We start from the raw sequence: 18,845 nt of genomic DNA on the forward strand, positions 1-18,845 counted from the left end.
CCCCGCCCATGGCTGCGGGCAGCGCCCTATGACGGCCCGACCGTATCAGTAGTTGATGCTGACGTAGGGCACTTCCGGCACCTGCCACAGCTGCTTGAGGTAGACAGTGAGCACGAAAAAGAAGTTGGCCAACAGGTTGGCAAAGCGATAGAGGATGGGGTCGAATGCGACGTCACTCTCCTCCAACCGCACCAGCAGTCGCACCACCTTCTTGCTGCCACAGCGGCACAGATGCAGGGTCGGGATGGGTTGCGGCCCCTGGGGCAGCACGAACCCGGTGACCCGGCCACGGCTCGCCTCGTTGTAGTGATCGTAACGCCCCTTGAGCCAGTCCAGATCTTCCTCGAAGATGCCGAGCTTGCCGCGTACCGAACCGTTGAGGTTGTAGATAAGCCGTTGCAGCGCTGCGAGATCCGCCAGCATGGGCTGAATATCGGCATCCAGTGCAAGGTGTGACAGCACGGCCCCCACCTGACAGCAGAGCTCGTCGGTGGCGATTTCAAAATCACATTTGAGCGACGTTTCGAAGATAAAGGGGTAGCAGAGCTCGCGCTTGTCTCTGGGCTTCTTGGGGTTCATGGGTCGACCGGATTGAATAAAAGGCCAGTTTGCCAGCCCCCGGCGGGCGTGGCAAACGGCTGATTATTAAGGAATGAGGCCGGCTATCAGCCGTACTGGCTGTCGGTCCCGGTCGCGGGCTGGAACTGGCCAATCATCCGCAGCGCCTCCAGCATGCGCTGGTTGAAACTGGTGAAGCTGTTGACCTGGGCCGGGTCCTCCTCCCCTCTGGCGGCCAGCACGGCGGGCACCAGCGCCTGTTGCTGGGAGGCGGGCAACAGGGTATCCGCCTGCTGCTGCACCTGATCAAGTTTGGGCAGGTAGTCGGCCAGCGGTTTGAGCATCTCCTGCAGGGAGTGGGCCCCCTGATAGGTCTGGCTCAGCTTGACGCTCTGCTTGAGTTTGAGCGAGTAGGAGGCCAGCTGGCTGTCATCCAGTTGCAGCTCGCCCGCTTTCTTGAGCAGATCGTCGAAGTTGCCTGAGAAGAAGCTCCCCGCCAGATCGTCGATCCCCTTGACCAGTTTGCCGATAGAGTCCATCTCTTCGCTGCTGAGATCCCCTTCCAGGGAGAAGCTGAAGCTCTGGCTAGACTTGAGGCTGAACTGGCTGCCCCCCTCACCCTGCCTGGACTTCATCTGCCAGCTGTCGTTGAAACGCAGCAGCACCTTGTCGCCATCCTTGGTTTCGATCTCCAGAATGCCCTGCTGGCGGCTGGCCATCTCGATCGCGGCCCGCTCGGTGGGGGAGACCTTGCCGAAAAACTCCCGTTCAAACTCCTCGAGCCCGTCCTGGATCAACTTGTAGCTCTGCTCGATACCGGTCTTGATGTCCTCGTTGTCGGTAGCCAGATCCCCCAGCTGCTGCTTGGCCGCGTTGAAGCCCATGTCGACCCCCTTGCGGGCCTGCTCCATCATCTTGGTCAGCTCGTCGTCGGACTTGCCATCGGCACGAGCTACCCCCAGCCGGCCGGTGACGAACTGCAGCACGTTGTCGGCCACCGACTGGAAGTCAAACAGGGTCTCGGGGGTGATCTCCTCCGGCGCCTTCGTCTTGGGCGCCTGATAATGCTGGCCGTTGATCTCCAGGGAGAATTGCAGCGCCTGCTGGATCAGCACCTGAGCCCACTTCGGCGGCTGGTGTAGGGAGACCTCCTCCCCGCCCTGATTCTGCTTTGCCTGTGCCTGTTGGGGCGATTTGGGAGAAACACCCACTCCCTTGGGTTGGGCCGCGCCCACGCCATCGATTTGCATCATGTGTCCTCCCATCATGCCTGTAGATCGGATATCGGCCCGATTGCACACTTCTTGACCACAAAATACTGGACAATCCAGAGCGGCCTTTTAAAATCGGGCCCCTTTGGGTGGCCTGTTGCCTTCCCCCGTTTTCGTTCCGGCCCGGCCGGTGTGCATATGAGGTATCTATGACCCAATCCCAACGGGCTTCCGCTGACTCCCAGCCCCTGCGGACTCCTGCCGACTACCAGGCCCAGCTCGACGAAAAATGCGAGCGACTCACCCGACTGTTCGCCGGCTACCCGCTCCCAAAGCTGGAGGTGCATGCCTCGCCCGCCGAATATTACCGGATGCGCGCCGAATTTCGCATCTGGCACGAGGGGGATGACCTCTTCCACTGCATGTATGCACCGGCAACCAGAGAGATCATCCGGGTCGACCAGTTCCCCACCGCCAGCCGCCTCATCAACCAGCTGATGCCAGTATTGCTGGAGGGGCTGCGCCCGCAGCCGGTGCTGCGCCGCAAGCTGTTCCAGATCGACTATCTCTCGACCCAGTCCGGCCAGATCGTTGTCAGCCTGCTCTACCATCGCAAGCTCGAGGCCGAGTGGCAGCAGGCCGCCGAGGCATTGCAGGCCAACCTGCGTGCCAAGGGGTTTGATCTGCAGCTGATTGGCCGCGCCCACAAGCAGAAGATTTGCCTCGGCAACGATTTCGTCGTCGAGCAACTGAACGTCGCCGGTCGCCAGTTCACCTACAAGCAGGTGGAGAACAGCTTCACCCAGCCCAACGCCGCCATCAACGAACAGATGCTGGGCTGGGCGCTGGACGTGACCCGAGGCAGCGAGGGCGACCTGCTGGAGCTCTACTGCGGCAACGGCAACTTCTCCATCGCCCTGGCCCAGAATTTCCGCAAGGTGCTGGCCACCGAGATCGCCAAGCCGAGCGTGGATTCAGCCCAGTACAACATCGCCGCCAACGGGGTCGACAACCTGATCATCCTGCGCATGTCCGCCGAGGAGTTCACCATGGCGATACGCGGCGAACGGGAGTTCAACCGCCTCAAGGGGGTCGACCTCTCTGCTTACCAGTGCAACACCATCTTCGTCGACCCGCCCCGCGCCGGTCTCGACGATGCTACCGTCAAGCTGGTGCAGGATTACGACAATATCCTCTACATCTCCTGCAACCCCGAGACCCTGCAGGCCAACATGCAGGTACTCGGCGAGACCCACGAGATCGCCCGCTTCGCCCTGTTCGACCAGTTCCCCTGGACCCACCATATGGAAGCCGGGGTCTATTTGAAGCGCAAGGCCGGTTAAGCCGTAAGAAACACATAAAAAAACAGGGCCGGATGGCCCTGTTTTTTTATTGCCGTACAGCCCACGGGTAGTTGCCATTACTTCTTCTTGGCGTACTTCATGGAGTCCAGCGCGACCGCCAAAATGATGATGCCGCCCTTGATGATGAACTGCCAGTAGGGGCTGACGCCGATATAGGTCAGACCGTAGTTGATCAGGGTGAAGATGAGTACCCCGGTGATCACCCCGGCCACGGTACCCACGCCGCCGGCGAACGATACCCCGCCCACCACGCAGGCCGCGATGGCGTCCAGCTCGTACATGAAGCCTAGGTTGTTGGTGGCACTGCCGATACGGCCCGCTTCCAGCATGCCGCCGAAGGCGTAGAAGACGCCGGCCAGGGCATAGATCATCACCAGGTTGACCGCCACATTGACACCGGAGACCTTGGCCGCTTCCGGGTTGCCACCGATGGCGAAAATGTTCTTGCCAAAGCGAGTCTTGTTCCACAGCACCCAGACGAACACGCTGGCGATGGCCGCGTAGAAGGTCAGGTAGGAGAGCTTAAACCCTCCTATCCGGATAAAGCCCTGGGCAAAGCTGGAGAAGCGGGGATCGAAGCCGGCTACCGGCGAAGCGCCCACCGAATCGAAATAGAGGGAGTTGATACCGTAGACGATGATCATGGTCCCCAGGGTGGTGATAAAGGGGGTCACGTTCAGGTAGGCCACGATCAGGCCATTGATGAGGCCAATCAGGGCCCCGACGGCGCACACCAGCAGGATCACCACCGGGATGGGCACCTCGCCCAGGGTCGGGAAGACCTTGTTGACGTTGGTCAGCGCCTGCAGCATGGTCGCCGCAATGAGCGCCGCCAGGCCCACCTGGCGACCGGCCGACAGGTCAGTCCCTTGGGTGATGATGATGCCCGCCACCCCGAGGGCAATGATGACCCGCACCGAGGACTGGGTCAGGATGTTGCTGAGGTTGGTGAGGCTCAGGAACGAGGGTTCCTTGATGACGATGATCATCAGCAGCACCAGCAGCACCACATAGATGCCGTTCTCCTTGAGCGCCTGCATCAGGTTGAAATTTTTTGCCGACTCCATAAATGTCTTCCTGTCTCTAGAGGTACAGAGATGCCAGACGCAATATCTCGCTCTGGTCAGTTTCTTTGGTATTGACGATCCCGGCGACCCGGCCATTGCTCATCACCAGGATACGGTCGGTGATCCCGAGCAATTCCGGCATCTCGGACGAGATGATGATGATGCCCTTGTCCTTCTTCGCCAGCTCCAGGATGAGCTGGTAGATCTCGAACTTGGCCCCTACATCGATGCCGCGGGTCGGCTCGTCCAGCATCAGGATCTCCGGCTGGGTCAGCAGCCAGCGGCCGATGATCACCTTCTGCTGGTTGCCCCCCGAGAGGGAGCCGATCTGGGTCTGCTGGGTCGGTGTCTTGACCCGCATGGAGTCGATGACCCACTGGGTGTCGCTCTTCATCTTCTGGTCGCTGAGCAACCCCATGGAGCCCTTGTAGTTGTCCATGTTGGCGATCAGGGAGTTGAAGGCGATGTCGAGACGGGAATAAATGCCGGTGGAGCGACGCTCTTCCGTAACCAGGGCGAAACCGTTGCGAATAGCCTCGTGGGCGTTATGGTTCGCGATCTCCTTGCCATGAAGCCGGATGCTACCCTCGACATGCTCACGGATGCCGAACAGGGTTTCGACGATGTCGGTACGCTTGGCCCCCACCAGACCGGCGATGCCAAGGATCTCCCCCTTGTGCAGGTTGAAGGTGATGTCCTGGATGGAGGGCTGGTTCTTCGCCGTCAGGTGCTCGACCTCGAGGATCACCTCTTTCGGCTGGTTGGTTTTCTCCGGGAAGCGCTGGGTGAGCTCGCGACCGACCATCATGCCGATGATCTGATCCATGGTCATCCCCTTGAGGGGCTGGGTCGCCACCCACTGGCCATCCCGCAATATGGTGATCTCGTCACAGAGCTGGAAGATCTCTTCCATCTTGTGGGAGATGTAGACGATGCCGCACCCCTTCTCCTTGAGCTTGTTGATGATCTTGAAGAGGTGATTGACCTCTTTCTCGGTCAGGGAGGAGGTGGGTTCGTCCATGATGACGATCTTGGCATCGTAGGAGAACGCCTTGGCGATCTCGATCATCTGCATCTGGGAGACCGACAGGGTCGCGACCTTGACCCTGGGGTCGATGTCGATATCCAGCTCGTCGAAGATCTGCTTGGTGTCGTCATACATCTTGTCGTGGTCGATGAACCACCCCCTGGTGGGGTAGCGACCGAGCCACATGTTGTCCATCACGGAGCGTTGCAGCACCAGGTTCAGCTCCTGATGCACCATGGAGACACCGTTCTCCAGCGCCTCCTTGGAGGAGGTGAAGTTGATCTCCTGCCCCTTGAAGAAGATCTTGCCCTGATCCTTCTCGTAGATGCCGAACAGGCACTTGAGCAGCGTGGATTTCCCCGCCCCGTTTTCGCCCATCAACGCATGCACAGAATGAGGACGGACCCGTAAATTGACATTATCGAGTGCCTTGACGCCAGGAAAGCTCTTACTGACGTCAATCATCTCCAACAGCCATTCTGATTGTTGCTGTGTTGTCATATCAGCCATCACATCTGGTTGAAACAGAGGGCAAGGGGATCTCCCTTGCCCTGAAGGGGAGGATTACTGGAACTGGGACAGGTTGTCTTTATCGACACCGACGTAGGGAACACGGACGACCTTGTCGACAATGTTCCAGCTGGTACCTTCACCGGCAGGTTTGCCTTCGGCCAGGTTCTTGGTCAGATCGAAGGTGGCCTTGGCCTGGTTGGTCGCATCGTTCAGCACGGTACCGGCCATGGCACCGCTCTTGACCAGCGCCAGGGCCTCCGGCAGCGCATCGACACCAAACACCGGAATGGCGGTCTTACCCTGAGCCTTGAGGGATTCAACAGCGCCCATTGCCATGCCGTCGTTGTTGGCGATGACCACTTCGATCTTGTCGGCGTTGGGGCCGGAGATCCAGGCATCCATCTTGTCTTTCGCCATGGCGGTATCCCACATACCGGTATCCATGTGCAGCTGCTGGGTCTTGATGCCACCCTCGTTCAGGGTCTTGACCACGTAGGTGGTGCGGGCTTCCGCATCCGGGTGGCCCGGTTCGCCTTTCAGCAGCACGAACTGGATGACGCCATCCTTGTTCAGATCCCAGGCCGGATTGGCTTGCCAGTGCTTGGCAATCAGCTGACCCTGGATAATGCCGGACTCTTTGGAGTCGGTACCTACGTAATAAGCCTTGTCATAGCTGGCCAGGTCGGTGGCGTTCGGTTCCTTGTTGTAGAACACCACAGGCACGTCTTCACCACGGGCCTTCTCGATCACCACAGGGGCCGCCGCCGGGTCAACCAGGTTGATGGCCAGGGCCTTCACCCCCTTGGCCAGCAGCACGTCGATCTGATCGTTCTGCTTGGACTGATCGTTCTGGGAGTCATTCATCAACAGCTCCACGTCCGGATTGGCTGCCGCCTCCTTCTCGATGGCCTTGCGTACGACCGACATGAAGTTGTCGTCGTATTTGTAAACGGTGACCCCGATCCGGGTTTCGGCGTGGGCAGTGGCACCGGCCATCAGGCCCATCAACAGGGTGGCAACTGTGGTGAGTTTTTTCATTATGTGTGCTCCGATGTATCTATCTGTGTTGTAGGGTGGCGAGCAATTGAGCAAGCGCCAGTAAATGTAATCGGTTTGTTGTGATTCCTTCTGTGATCCTCACAACGAAATGGAAACGATTACACTTTGTTACATTGAAACCTTCTTGTTATTTTTCAAATACATAAAATAGAAATTGAGATTTGAGACTCAATCAATCCTGGTCTGTTGAGGCTAGTCGTTGTGGTCAGGTTGTCAAAACGGCTCACATCAGGGTGCAACGCCAGTGGTAGCGGCGTGCCGTCAACTGGTACTCGGGCCGCACGCTCTGGCTCCAGGAGTCATCCCCGCCGACCCCCATGTGGGCGCCATCAAGGCAGACATGGATCCCCTCTTCTGCCACCAGATCGCTCTGGTGACGCGCGGCGGCGAGCTGCTGCTGGCTGAAGCGGCCGACGCTGAAATGGAAGGTCCCCGTCACCCTCACTTCCCCCAGCTGTAACCAGCGGCTGTCGCAACGCAACCCGTTGTCGGAGGGGGAGATGTAAGGGGTGTGCATGGCGGCCAGCGGCGCACTCCAGTGCCCCAGATCCGTCCCCAGCAGACGATCCGGATAGTTCTCGTGGGGGCCGCGTCCCAACCACTCAACCCGCTCCGGCACACCGGCCAGCTGCAACAGCAGGCCGATACGGGGCAGGGAGGGGAGTGCAGACGCCAGCTCTGTCTCTATCTCGAGGGTCATGGCCCCCTCACTGGTGAAGCCGTGTCGCCACTGGCTGACCACCAGCAATTGCCCATCGTGGAAATAACCGTGGCGCACCCGGATCTCGCCCTCTGATGCCACTATGCCGAGGCAGCGATGTTGCCAGTTGATAAGGCCGCAGGCCTGCCAGCGGGCGATCCAGGAGTCGGGATCCGCGTGATCCGCCTCGCTGGTGCCGATATCGTTGTCGAGAGGTGCCCGGTAGAAGTGATCCCCGATCGGCGCCAGCAACTGCTCCTGCCCCCCCTTCAGCCAGCTGATGATGCGGCCGCTCGCTCTGTCCAGCCGCCACTGGTTGTCACCACCGCAGGCAAGCCATCCCTCGGGAGATTCTGTCAAGGTTGCCGGAGTGACTGGAGCCGGTAGCGCCAAGGGGGCAGGCAACATAAATTGCTGACGGGCCACCTCATGGCCCGCCCCGGACCAAGGGGTGACGGCAGGTTGAACGATGGCCAGATCGAGCCAGACCAGAGCGCCAGGCGCGAATTCCGGCAAGGTATCGACCAGCGTCAGCTCGCACCGGCCCAGGGGCGCCAACGCGAGGGAAATCTCTCCCTCATGCAGCACGCGCCCGTTTTCGCACAGTTGCCAGTGCAGCTGCTCGTTGTCGGTTGCACGGAACAGATATTCACTCTCGATCTGCACCCGCAGCGGCGCATGCCCCACCAGCGCAAAACGGAATGGCTGCTGGGCCCGTTTTGCCTCGAACAGACCAGGATGAGGCGTGCGATCGGGAAACAGCAGGCCGTTGCAGCAGAACTGGCGATCGTTTTGCCGATCGCCAAAGTCACCACCGTAGCCCCAGTAGTGGCGACCGTCGGTCGTGTATTTGTCGAGCCCCTGATCGACCCAGTCCCAGACAAAGCCGCCCTGCAGTCTCGGATGATCACGAAACGCCTGCCAGTAGTGGGCAAAGCCCCCTAGGCTGTTGCCCATGGCGTGGGCGTATTCGCACAGGATCAGCGGCCTGGTCTCGCCGGGCAGGCCAATCCACTTGGCCAGTGCCCACTTGGGCACCGCCGGGAAGGGTTGATCCTGATGAGTGCGGGCATACATGGGGCAGATGATGTCGGTGGCCGGGGTATCGGCTCCGCCCCCCTCATACTGCACCGGACGGCTCGGATCGCTGCGCTTGATCCAGCCATACATGGCATCGTGGGCCGGACCATAGCCGGACTCGTTGCCGAGGGACCAGATGATGATGCAGGGGTGATTGAAATCACGGGCCACCATGCGGGTGGCACGCTCCAGGAAGGCGTTGCTCCAGGCGGGATCTCGCGCCAGCCGCCCCATGGGGGTCATACCGTGGGTCTCCAGATTCGCCTCGTCCACCACATAGAGCCCCAGCCTGTCGCACAACCGGTAGAGCGCCGGATGATTGGGGTAGTGGGAGCAACGCAGGGCATTGAAGTTGTGCTGCTTCATCAGCCACAGATCCTGCTCCATGGTGGCAAGATCGATGGCATAGCCCCTGGCGGGATGGTGCTCGTGACGGTTGGCGCCACGAATGAGCAGCGGCTGACCGTTGACCCGCAGCAAGCCGTCACGGATCTCCACCACCCGAAAGCCCACGTCGCAGGCCTCGCTCTCGATGGGCTGGCCCTGCTCATCCAGCAGAGTCAGGGTCAGGCGATAAAGGTGAGGGGTCTCGGCGCTCCACTTGCGCGGCGCCGCCAGCGCCAGCCACAACTCGGCGCGATCGTCATAAGCCCCTTTCTCGTCAATGGCTTGAGTGCCGATCGGCTGGCGCAGAGTTGCAACCCGCTCGCTGCCGTCATAGAGATTGGCCACCACCGACAGCCCGGCGGCATTGGCCGCCTGCAGTTCAATCTTGAGGCGACCATCCCGATAGCAGGCATCGAGCACGGGTGTGACCCGCATGTCCACCAGATGGCGGACCGGCTTATGAAGCAGGCTGACGGAGCGGAAGATCCCCGACAGCCACCACATGTCCTGATCTTCCAGATAGGCACCGTCCGACCAGCGCAGCACCAGCACCGCCAGCCGGTTTTTGCCCGCTCGCAGACAGGGGGTCAGATCGAATTCGGCGGGCAGTCGGCTGTCCTGGGAGTAGCCGACCCAGTGTTCATTGCAGAAGAGATGAAAAGCGCTGCTTACCCCGTCGAGAATGATGCGGCTCTGACCGCTGGCCAGCCAGTCGACGGGCAACTCGAACTCACGGGAGTAACAGCCGGTCGGATTGTCGGCCGGTACTCTGGGGGGATCGCAGGGAAACGGATACTTGATGTTGGTGTAGATGGGACCGTCGGTCAGCGGGCGATTCCCAGGGTAGGCTGCATCCAGCTGCCAGTTGCCGGGCACCAGGATGGGGCAGGCATCCGCCAGATCGCCCTTTAGCCAGGCCTCCGGCACCAGTTCGGGGGCCGCGAAGAAGGAGAAACGCCACTCGCCATCCAGTGACAATCTGGAGAGCGAGGCCCTGTCGAGCCGGGCATCCTCCTCGTTGCGCCAGCTGAACAAGGGGGTGTGGGCAGGCAAGCGATTCACCGAGGTAATCGCCTGGCTCTGCCAATCCTGACGCGCCACTATCTCCCTGAGCATTCAGATACTCTCCACCGATACGAAAACGTATTCAGTTTAGAGAAGTCCGACGCAGGGAACGGCGATCTCGCTCACAGCAATGTAAACGATTACACTGATTCTGTTAAGTAAAACGGAGTAAAAACAATTAAAATCGGTAAAACTACAGCGCCATCAGCCGGGATGGTTAACCATGGCTCACCCATTCCCCCTATCCGGCCCGCACCGGCGCGACCGAATGGCGGTTGATAAGGGTCGGGGTATAGATGCGGTTCTGCTGCGCCTCACCCTCCCCCGCGGCCAGCTGCAACGCCAGCTTGGCTGCCTGGGATGCCATCAGTTCAATGGGATAGCGCATGGTCGAGAGCTTGGGTCTGAGGTATCTGGCATAGATGATGTCATCGAAACCCACTACCGAGACCTCCTCCGGCACCCGCAGGCCATTGTCAGCCAGCACCGAGATGGCCCCTGCCGCCATGGCGTCGTTGTAAGCCACCACGGCGGTCACCCGAACCCCTTTTGCCAGCAGATTGAGCATGGCCTGCTCGCCCCCTTCCTCGTTGGGAGGCCCGCTCTCGACAAGCTCCGGATCGGCGACCAGACCCGCGTCATGCAAACCATCCTGGTACCCTTGTTGCCGCAAGGTGGAATCCTCGATGGCATGATCCGAACTGATGAAGGCGATATGGCGATGCCCCAGTTCGATCAGATGACGGGTGGCCGTGGCCGCTCCCAGCCGGTTGTTGAGGGCGATGCAACGCCCGCGAAGGGCGGGAATATCTCGGTTGATCAGCACCATGCCGGGCACCCGCATGGCGTAATCGCAGAGCTCCTCGTCGCCGAGTGCCTTACTGTGCACCACCAGCGCCTCGCAGCGCTTGCCGATCAGCAGCTCGATCGCCTCGCGCTCCTGGCGTGCCTTGTGAAAACCGTTGCCCATCAGCAGATGCAGATTCTGCTCGACAGCCACGGCAGAGACCCCCTTTACCAGGGCGCCGAAGAAGGGATCGGCCACGTCGCCCACCACCACACCCATGGTGTCGCAGGTCTGGTTCACCAGTGCCCGTGCGTTGGCATTGGGGGTATAACCCAGCTCCGCCATGGCCTGTTGTACCGCAGCACGGGATGCCGCACTGGCCTTGGGCGAGTTGTTCATCACCCGTGAAACCGTTGCCACCGACACATTCGCCAAACGGGCGACATCCTTGATAGTACTCATGCTGTTTTCACTTATTTCACAGTCCACAATGGCGCCATTATACCCAGCAAACTCATTGAAAATAGTGACGAAAGGAATATCTGTCATCATTGGGATCATAAAAACAGTGTAATCGTTTACACTGTTTTGCAAGCAAGCTCACAGTTTGCTCGCCGTCCCCTCGGCTAGACTCCTTCCAGACACGTTTTCAGTGGAGAGCAAGATGAAGGTTCTGGTCACCGGCGGCTGCGGATATATCGGCAGCCATACCTGTCTGGCCTTGCAGGCTGCAGACATGATCCCCGTGGTTGTCGACAACCTCTGCAACAGCAAGCCCGGCGTATTGACTCGGGCAGCAGCGATCAGCGGTCAATTACCCGTTTTTTATCAAGGGGATATTCGCGACCAGGCGCTGCTTGATCGCATCTTTGCCGAACACAGTATCGATGCGGTGATCCACTTCGCCGCCCTGAAGGCCGTGGGCGAATCGACCCGCATTCCCCTCGACTACTACGAGAACAACCTGAGCGGCACCCTCACCCTGCTGCAGGCGATGAAGCGGGCCGACGTCCACAACCTGGTGTTCAGCTCCTCGGCCACCGTCTATGGCGATCCCGCCAGCCTGCCCATCCGGGAGGATTTCCCCCGCAGCGCCACCAATCCCTACGGGCGATCCAAGCTGATCATCGAGGAGATCCTGGAAGATCTGCAGGCCGCCGAGTCCCACTGGAGCATGACGCTGCTGCGCTACTTCAATCCGGTCGGCGCCCACGAGTCGGGCACCATGGGAGAAGATCCCCAGGGGATCCCCAACAACCTGATGCCCTACATCACCCAGGTGGCCATCGGCCGTCGCGACTGCCTCTCGGTCTTTGGTAACGATTACCCTACTCCGGATGGTACTGGGGTGCGTGACTATATCCACGTGATGGATCTCGCCGAGGGACACGTCAAAGCGCTGCAGCGCTGCGCCGGTCATGGCGGCGTACATGCCTACAACCTGGGCACGGGCCAGGGCCAAAGCGTACTGCAACTGGTCACTGCTTTTTCTGCCGCCTGCGGCAAGCCGCTCCCCTACCGCATCGAGTCAAGACGCCCGGGCGACATCGCCGCCTGCTGGGCTGACCCGTCCAAGGCGATGTGCGAGCTGGGCTGGAAGGCCACCCGGGATGTCGCCGCCATGTGTGCCGACAGCTGGCGCTGGCAAGCCAACAACCCCAATGGCTACGAGGAGTAGGCATGCCGACTCCCGCGAAACAATGACCTTATTTTCAATACCTTATCAGGAGAGATGATGTTCAACCCCGTCGATCATCCCCATCGCCGCTTCAATCCGCTGACCGGCCAGTATGTGCTGGTCTCTCCCCACAGGGCCAAGCGCCCCTGGCAGGGGCAGGTGGAGAAGGTGAGCCAGGCCCCCCAACAGGCCCACGACCCCGACTGTTTCCTCTGTGCAGGCAACAAGCGGGTCACTGGTGACATCAACCCCGAGTATCAGGGCACCTTCGTCTTTACCAACGACTTCGCCGCCCTGATGCAGGACACCCCGGCCGCCGACACTGTCGGTGACCCCTTGCTGAAACTGGAGGCCGCCTGTGGCACCAGCCGGGTCATCTGTTTCTCGCCGGATCATGGCAAGACGCTGCCCGAGCTGCCCCTGCCCGCAATCGAAGGGGTGATCACCACCTGGATGGCGCAGGTCGCCGAGCTGTCAGAGCAGTGGGAGTGGGTGCAGGTGTTTGAAAACAAAGGGGCCGTCATGGGTTGCTCCAACCCTCACCCCCATGGTCAGCTGTGGGGCAGTGACTTCCTGCCCAACGAGATCGCCCGCGAGGATCAACATCAACGCGACTGGCTGGCCGAGCACGGCCGCCCCATGCTGCTGGAGTATGTGGAGCGGGAGCTGGCCGACCGATCCCGCATCGTGGTGGAGACGGAACACTGGCTGGCGGTGGTTCCCTTCTGGGCCGCCTGGCCGTTCGAGACCCTGCTGCTGCCCAAGGCCCATATTCCTTCCATGCTGGATATGACCCCGGCCCAGCAGCAGGATCTGGCGATAGCGCTCAAGGAGCTCACCAGCCGCTACGACAACCTGTTCGAATGCAGCTTCCCCTACTCCATGGGTTGGCACTTCGCGCCGCCCCGCTCGGATTGCCCCGAGGCCTGGCAGTTGCACGCCCACTTCTATCCGCCGCTTTTACGTTCAGCCAGCGTGCGCAAATTTATGGTGGGCTTCGAGATGCTGGCCGAGACCCAGCGCGACCTGACTCCGGAGCAGGCGGCCGAACGTCTGCGAGCCCTCTCTTCCGTTCATTACAACCAGATCACCCCAGCCAATGAGGAAACCCCATGACCCCGAGCCAACGCGTCAGCGCCGTCTTTGCCGAACAGTTTGCCAAAGCGCCCTCCTTGCTGGTACGCGCCCCCGGCCGCGTCAACCTCATCGGCGAACACACCGACTACAACGACGGCTTCGTGCTGCCCTGCGCCATCGACTATGAAACCTGTGTCGCCATCGGCCTGCGGGATGACAACCTGGTGCAGGTGATCGCCGCCGACTACGACAACCAGCGCGATCAGTTCGACCTGAACCAGCCCATCGAGCATCACCCCAGTCAGCGCTGGAGCGACTACATCCGCGGCGTGGTGAAATACCTGCAGGAGCGTGGTCATGCCCTGCGCGGCCTCGATCTGGTGGTCTCCGGCAACGTACCCCAGGGGGCCGGGCTATCCTCTTCCGCCTCGCTGGAAGTGGCCATCGGCCAGGCCTTCAAGGAGGCCCAGAGTCTCGCCATCAGCCAGGCCGAGATTGCCCTCAACGGCCAGCAGGCAGAAAACCAGTTCGTCGGCTGCAACTGCGGCATCATGGATCAGATGATCTCTGCCAGTGGCAAGCAGGATCACGCCCTGCTGCTCGACTGCCGCTCGCTGGAAACCCGCCTCATCACCATGCCGGCCGATCTGGCGGTGCTGATCGTCAACTCCAACGTGCGCCGCGGCCTGGTGGACAGCGAATACAACACTCGCCGCGAGCAGTGTGAAACAGCCGCCCGTCACTACGGGGTCAAGGCGCTGCGCGACCTGGATCTGGCCGCCCTGGAGGCAGGCAAGGCCGGGCTGGATGAGGCCTGTTATCGCCGCGCCCGCCACGTAGTGGGCGAAAATGCGCGCACGCTGGCCGCCGCCGATGCGCTGGAGCGCGGCGATCTGGTGCGTCTGGGCGAGCTGATGGCCCAGTCTCATGCCGCCATGCGCGATGATTTCGAGATCACGGTTCCTCCCATCGACGGCCTGGTGGAACTCATCAAGGCCAGGATCGGCGACGAAGGTGGCGTGCGGATGACAGGGGGCGGCTTTGGCGGCTGCGTGGTCGCCCTGTTGCGCCCGGACAAGGTGGCCAGCGTGATCGCGGCGGTCGATGCCGAATACCCGGCCCGCTTCGGCCTCAAGGCCGATTGCTATGTCTGCCGCGCCAGTGCCGGAGCAGGCAGGCTATGACAGCCTTCGAACTGGAAAACGAGGAGGGGCTGCGCCTGCGCGGCCTCGACTTCGGAGCCACCCTCACCTCCCTCACCCTGCCGGTCGCGGGGGAGCGACGCGAGGTGTTGCTGGGCTGCGCCGATCAGGCTTACCCCGACCAACAGGTGTGGCTGGGGGCCGTGGCTGGGCGCTTTGCCAACCGCATCGGCGGAGCCGAGCTGGTACGAGGGGGCGAGCGCTGGCCCCTCGATGCCAACCAGCCACCCCACTGCCTGCACGGCGGCAGGGAGGGCTTTCATCGCCGAACCTGGCAGATCAGGGAGCTTGAGGCGGATCGGGTCAGGCTGGCTTTGCTATCAAAGGCGGCGGATCAAGGCTTTCCCGGCAACCTGAGGGTGACCCTGGAGTACCGGCTGGAGCAAAGCGATCTGGTGGTGGAGTTTCGTGCCAGCACCGATGCGCCGACCCCGGTCAGCCTCACCAGCCACGCCTACTTCAATCTGGATGGCAACCGTCCGGACGGCGGCGACGTACTCGGTCACACCATCAGCCTCAATGCCGATCATTTCCTGCCCACCGACCCGAGCGGCCTGCCGCTCACGGTCACGCCGGTGACAGGCCCCTTCGACCTGCGCCATGAGCGCCCCATCGGCCAGGATTGGCTGAGCCATCCCCAGCAACGCCAGGCCAAAGGCTACGATCACGCCTTTGTGCTAAATGGCCCCGAGCAGGAGTGGGCAGCCAGGGTGGTTTCCGCAGATCGGCAACTGGCGATGGAGGTCTACACCAACCAGCCTTCGCTGCAGTTCTACACTGGCAACTGGCTGGCCGGCACGGCGGGTCGCGATGGCCAGATTTTGCGGGATCACGACGGCTTCTGTCTGGAGGCACAGCAGTTTCCGGACAGCCCGAGTCGTCCCGAACTGGGGGATGTCTGGCTGCTGCCAGGCCAGCAATACCGCCATCAAACCCGCTACCGATTCATCCGCGACTGACTTAAAGGTTTCATCATTTTTACATAGCCACCTTACTGACAATCGAGCAAGATAAGCCGCCCCGGGAGCACTCTCGGGTTTTTTTTGCATCAACCCGGCTTTTACATCAACGAAGTAAGGACTTTTTGTTCGATGACTGATACCTATAGCCTGCTGGTCGCCTTTATTCTGGGCGTCGTCGAGGGGCTGACCGAGTTCCTCCCCGTCTCCTCTACCGGCCACATGATCATCGTCGGCCATCTGCTGGGCTTTGAAGGGCCCAAGGCTGCCACCTTCGAAGTGGTGATCCAGCTGGGTTCCATCCTGGCGGTAGTCGCCGTCTTCTGGCGCCGTCTGTTTGGCCTCATCGGCATCCACTTCGGCCAGAAGCCGGCACCTGGCCATTCCACCCTGTCGCTGATCCACGTCATCCTCGGCATGTTGCCCGCCATCGTCATCGGTCTGGCTATCCACAGCTGGATCAAGGCCAACCTGTTTGGCCCGGTCACCGTCATGTACGCCCTGGTGGCAGGCGGCATCCTGCTGATCATCGCCGAGAAGTTCCGTCCCGCCGTCACCGCCGACACCCTGGACGACATCAGCTACAAGCAGGCGTTCGGCATCGGCCTGTTCCAGTGTCTGGCCCTCTGGCCAGGCTTCTCCCGCTCCGGCGCCACCATCAGCGGCGGCATGCTGATGGGGATCAGCCGCCACGCGGCGGCCGAGTTCTCCTTCATCATGGCGGTGCCCATGATGATGGCGGCCAGCACGCTGGATCTCTACAAGAGCCGCGACTTCCTCTCCATGGCGGATTTCCCCATGTTCGCGGTTGGCTTCATCACTGCTTTCGTGGTGGCCATGTTTGCCATCAAGACCTTCCTGGCGCTGATCCGTCGCCTCGACTTCATCCCGTTCGCCATCTACCGCTTCGTGGTGGCCTTCGCCGTCTATCTGGTGTTCGTGGCCTGACACCTGCGCCAGCCAAGTAAAAAGGGACCATATCGGTCCCTTTTTTTGATCTCTACTACCCCTAATCTGACAGTTCCAACCAAAAAGCCTCGAACAAATCCTTCACCTCCGTCACGACCGAGCAGAAGAGCAGGCTGCGCGGCTCCTGTCGTCGGAGCAGGGTTGCTCCGTCATGGCAAGGAAAAAACCCTTAACAATCAGGGGAAAATAGCCTGGACAAGCCGCTTCGATATGCAGTAGAAATGGATAAGCACCATATTGCGGTTAATTTTCCGGATATTGGCGCCAAAAACAGTGAATTATCCGCCCGACTGTGAGCGGCGGGTCATCCCTATAGTTTTCTCCGGCCGATGCGGGTAAAATTCACGCCCTTATATATCAGTCATTTTTCGACGCGCAACCTTGGTGGTCAGTTATGAAAGAGCATATTCATCATCTACTTGAACAAACGGTAGCCAATCTCAAGTCAGCGGGCATCCTGCCGGCGGACCTGGAAGCCCGCGTGCAAGTAGACCGATGCAAGGAAAAAGCTCACGGCGACCTGGCCACCAACCTGGCCATGCTGCTGGCCAAACCGGCCCGCAAGAATCCCCGTGAGCTGGCTGCCGCCATCATCGAGCACCTGCCCGCCTCCGATCTGATCGCCAAGGTCGAGATCGCCGGCCCCGGCTTCATCAACTTCTTCTTCGACCCCAGCTGGCTGGCCGGTCAGGTGGAAGCCGTGGTGGCCAGTGCCAATGCCAACGTGAAGCTGCCTGCGCCGCAGACCGTGGTGGTGGACTACTCAGCCCCGAACGTGGCGAAAGAGATGGCGGTGCACCACATCCGCTCCACCGTCCTCGGTGACGTGGCCGCCCGTGCCCTGGAGTTCCTCGGCCATAAAGTGGTTCGTGCCAACCACATCGGTGACTGGGGCACCCAGTTTGGCATGCTGATCGCCTATCTGGAGAAGATGGAGAACGAGCACGCCAGCGACATGCAGCTCAAGGATCTGGAAGCCTTCTATACCCAGGCCAAGCGCCTATATGACGAAGACGAAGCCTTCGCCGAGCGTGCCCGTAACTACGTGGTCAAGCTGCAGGGCGGTGACGAGTACTGCCGCTCCATGTGGAAGAAGCTGGTCGACATGACCATGGAGCAGAACCAGCGCAACTATGACCGCCTGAACGTCTCCCTGACCGACAAGGACATCATGGGCGAGTCCATGTACAACGACATGCTGCCGGAAATCGTGACCGACCTGAAAGCCCGCGGGCTGGCGGTCGAGAGCGAAGGGGCCACCGTCGTCTTCCTGGACGAGTTCAAGAACAAGGATGGCGAGCCCATGGGCGTCATCATCCAGAAGAGCGATGGCGGCTTCCTCTACACCACCACCGACATCGCCTGTGCCAAGTACCGTTATGAAACCCTGGGCGCCGACCGTGTCATGTACTTTATCGACTCCCGTCAGCACCAGCACCTGATGCAGGCCTGGACCATCACCCGCAAGGCGGGCTATGTGCCGGACTCCGTGCCCCTCGAGCACCACGCCTTCGGCATGATGCTGGGCAAGGATGGCCGTCCCTACAAGACCCGTTCCGGCGGTACTGTCAAGCTGGTCGACCTGCTGAACGAAGCCGAGGAACGCGCCGCAGCCCTGCTCGAGAGCCGCAACAGCGATCTCTCCGCCGAGGAGAAGGCCGAGGTGGTGCACGCCATCGCCATGGGTGCGGTCAAGTATGCGGATCTCTCCAAGAACCGCACCACCGACTACATCTTCGACTGGGATCTGATGCTGTCGTTTGAAGGCAACACAGCCCCTTACCTGCAGTACGCCTACACCCGGATCCAGTCCATCTTCCGCAAGGCCGGCATCAATGCCGAGACCCTGACCGGCAAGGTGATCCTGAGCGAAGAGGCGGAAGAGGTGCTGGCCCAGAAGCTGATCCAGTTCTCCGACGCAGTCAACGGCGTGGCGGACAAGGGCATGCCGCACCTGCTCTGTACCTATCTGTACGAGCTGTCCGGCAACTTTATGACCTTCTACGAAGCCTGCCCGATCAACAAGGATGGCGTCGACGAGGCCACTCGCCAGAGCCGTCTGCTGCTGTGCGCCGCCACCGCCAAGGTGCTGAAACTGGGCCTCGGCGTACTGGGCATCCACACCCTGGAGCGCATGTAATA

14 protein-coding genes are annotated in these 18,845 nt (G+C 60.8%); 7 read left to right on the forward strand and 7 right to left on the reverse strand.

What is annotated here, in order from left to right; all coding sequences use genetic code 11:
- Positions 1 to 45: 45 nt before the first annotated feature.
- Both LA321_RS05725 and LA321_RS05730 read right to left on the reverse strand, forming a co-directional pair.
- On the reverse strand, positions 46 to 579 hold the full coding sequence (locus tag LA321_RS05725) for an ATP--cob(I)alamin adenosyltransferase (protein WP_042070618.1): 534 nt from the start codon (positions 577 to 579) through the stop codon (positions 46 to 48).
- Between the two features lie 86 nt (positions 580 to 665).
- On the reverse strand, positions 666 to 1,808 hold the full coding sequence (locus tag LA321_RS05730; protein ID WP_042070670.1) for a DUF5610 domain-containing protein: 1,143 nt from the start codon (positions 1,806 to 1,808) through the stop codon (positions 666 to 668).
- 170 nt (positions 1,809 to 1,978) lie between these two features.
- On the opposite strand from LA321_RS05730, the gene trmA reads away from it, so the two are divergent.
- Positions 1,979 to 3,112, forward strand: coding sequence for a tRNA (uridine(54)-C5)-methyltransferase TrmA (gene trmA / locus LA321_RS05735; RefSeq protein WP_042070619.1), 1,134 nt, complete (start codon positions 1,979 to 1,981; stop codon positions 3,110 to 3,112).
- Between the two features lie 77 nt (positions 3,113 to 3,189).
- On the opposite strand, the gene mglC is transcribed toward trmA, so the two are convergent.
- The 5 genes from mglC to LA321_RS05760 all read right to left on the reverse strand — a co-directional run bounded on the left by mglC (position 3,190) and on the right by LA321_RS05760 (position 11,280).
- Positions 3,190 to 4,200: a galactose/methyl galactoside ABC transporter permease MglC gene (gene mglC, locus LA321_RS05740; RefSeq protein WP_026456961.1), complete on the reverse strand. Its 1,011-nt coding sequence runs from the start codon at positions 4,198 to 4,200 to the stop codon at positions 3,190 to 3,192.
- A 16-nt stretch (positions 4,201 to 4,216) separates the two neighbouring features.
- Positions 4,217 to 5,737: a galactose/methyl galactoside ABC transporter ATP-binding protein MglA gene (mglA, locus tag LA321_RS05745; RefSeq protein ID WP_026456960.1), complete on the reverse strand. Its 1,521-nt coding sequence runs from the start codon at positions 5,735 to 5,737 to the stop codon at positions 4,217 to 4,219.
- 54 nt (positions 5,738 to 5,791) lie between these two features.
- Positions 5,792 to 6,778, reverse strand: a complete 987-nt coding sequence (gene mglB / locus LA321_RS05750) for a galactose/glucose ABC transporter substrate-binding protein MglB (RefSeq protein WP_042070620.1) — start codon at positions 6,776 to 6,778, stop codon at positions 5,792 to 5,794.
- A gap of 244 nt (positions 6,779 to 7,022) precedes the next feature.
- Entirely contained in the window at positions 7,023 to 10,082 is a 3,060-nt protein-coding gene (locus LA321_RS05755; protein WP_042070621.1) for a beta-galactosidase, read from the reverse strand.
- Positions 10,083 to 10,272: 190 nt separating this feature from the next.
- Positions 10,273 to 11,280 carry a substrate-binding domain-containing protein gene (locus LA321_RS05760; RefSeq protein WP_042070623.1) on the reverse strand — a complete coding sequence of 336 codons (1,008 nt, stop codon included), beginning with the start codon at positions 11,278 to 11,280 and terminating at the stop codon, positions 10,273 to 10,275.
- 202 nt (positions 11,281 to 11,482) lie between these two features.
- Here LA321_RS05760 and galE point away from each other — a divergent pair, with 202 nt between their 5' ends.
- The 6 genes from galE to argS all read left to right on the forward strand — a co-directional run bounded on the left by galE (position 11,483) and on the right by argS (position 18,843).
- Positions 11,483 to 12,496 (forward strand): UDP-glucose 4-epimerase GalE, encoded by a 1,014-nt coding sequence (galE, locus tag LA321_RS05765; RefSeq protein WP_042070625.1) that lies wholly within the window; start codon positions 11,483 to 11,485, stop codon positions 12,494 to 12,496.
- A 57-nt stretch (positions 12,497 to 12,553) separates the two neighbouring features.
- Positions 12,554 to 13,612, forward strand: coding sequence for a UDP-glucose--hexose-1-phosphate uridylyltransferase (locus LA321_RS05770; protein WP_042070627.1), 1,059 nt, complete (start codon positions 12,554 to 12,556; stop codon positions 13,610 to 13,612).
- The gene (gene galK / locus LA321_RS05775; protein ID WP_042070629.1) at positions 13,609 to 14,757 is read left to right on the forward strand and encodes a galactokinase; all 1,149 of its coding nucleotides are present in this window, start codon (positions 13,609 to 13,611) and stop codon (positions 14,755 to 14,757) included. Before LA321_RS05770 ends, galK begins: the two co-directional genes overlap by 4 nt.
- Entirely contained in the window at positions 14,754 to 15,734 is a 981-nt protein-coding gene (gene galM / locus LA321_RS05780) for a galactose-1-epimerase (protein WP_042070630.1), read from the forward strand. Before galK ends, galM begins: the two co-directional genes overlap by 4 nt.
- A gap of 132 nt (positions 15,735 to 15,866) precedes the next feature.
- Positions 15,867 to 16,682 carry an undecaprenyl-diphosphate phosphatase gene (gene bacA / locus LA321_RS05785; RefSeq protein WP_026457483.1) on the forward strand — a complete coding sequence of 272 codons (816 nt, stop codon included), beginning with the start codon at positions 15,867 to 15,869 and terminating at the stop codon, positions 16,680 to 16,682.
- A 415-nt stretch (positions 16,683 to 17,097) separates the two neighbouring features.
- Entirely contained in the window at positions 17,098 to 18,843 is a 1,746-nt protein-coding gene (argS, locus tag LA321_RS05790) for an arginine--tRNA ligase (RefSeq protein ID WP_042070632.1), read from the forward strand.
- The last annotated feature ends 2 nt before the right edge of the window (positions 18,844 to 18,845 follow it).

The sequence above is a fragment of the Aeromonas enteropelogenes genome (assembly GCF_020097295.1).
GTDB classification, from domain to species: domain Bacteria; phylum Pseudomonadota; class Gammaproteobacteria; order Enterobacterales; family Aeromonadaceae; genus Aeromonas; species Aeromonas enteropelogenes.

What these genes read in the sequence shown, in the direction of transcription:
- LA321_RS05725 (WP_042070618.1), bottom strand. Translation starts at nt 579, where the DNA reads ATGAACCCCAAGAAGCCCAGAGACAAGCGCGAGCTCTGCTACCCCTTT.
- LA321_RS05730 (WP_042070670.1), bottom strand. Translation starts at nt 1,808, where the DNA reads ATGCAAATCGATGGCGTGGGCGCGGCCCAACCCAAGGGAGTGGGTGTT.
- trmA (WP_042070619.1), top strand. Translation starts at nt 1,979, where the DNA reads ATGACCCAATCCCAACGGGCTTCCGCTGACTCCCAGCCCCTGCGGACT.
- mglC (WP_026456961.1), bottom strand. Translation starts at nt 4,200, where the DNA reads ATGGAGTCGGCAAAAAATTTCAACCTGATGCAGGCGCTCAAGGAGAAC.
- mglA (WP_026456960.1), bottom strand. Translation starts at nt 5,737, where the DNA reads ATGGCTGATATGACAACACAGCAACAATCAGAATGGCTGTTGGAGATG.
- mglB (WP_042070620.1), bottom strand. Translation starts at nt 6,778, where the DNA reads ATGAAAAAACTCACCACAGTTGCCACCCTGTTGATGGGCCTGATGGCC.
- LA321_RS05755 (WP_042070621.1), bottom strand. Translation starts at nt 10,082, where the DNA reads ATGCTCAGGGAGATAGTGGCGCGTCAGGATTGGCAGAGCCAGGCGATT.
- LA321_RS05760 (WP_042070623.1), bottom strand. Translation starts at nt 11,280, where the DNA reads ATGAGTACTATCAAGGATGTCGCCCGTTTGGCGAATGTGTCGGTGGCA.
- galE (WP_042070625.1), top strand. Translation starts at nt 11,483, where the DNA reads ATGAAGGTTCTGGTCACCGGCGGCTGCGGATATATCGGCAGCCATACC.
- LA321_RS05770 (WP_042070627.1), top strand. Translation starts at nt 12,554, where the DNA reads ATGTTCAACCCCGTCGATCATCCCCATCGCCGCTTCAATCCGCTGACC.
- galK (WP_042070629.1), top strand. Translation starts at nt 13,609, where the DNA reads ATGACCCCGAGCCAACGCGTCAGCGCCGTCTTTGCCGAACAGTTTGCC.
- galM (WP_042070630.1), top strand. Translation starts at nt 14,754, where the DNA reads ATGACAGCCTTCGAACTGGAAAACGAGGAGGGGCTGCGCCTGCGCGGC.
- bacA (WP_026457483.1), top strand. Translation starts at nt 15,867, where the DNA reads ATGACTGATACCTATAGCCTGCTGGTCGCCTTTATTCTGGGCGTCGTC.
- argS (WP_042070632.1), top strand. Translation starts at nt 17,098, where the DNA reads ATGAAAGAGCATATTCATCATCTACTTGAACAAACGGTAGCCAATCTC.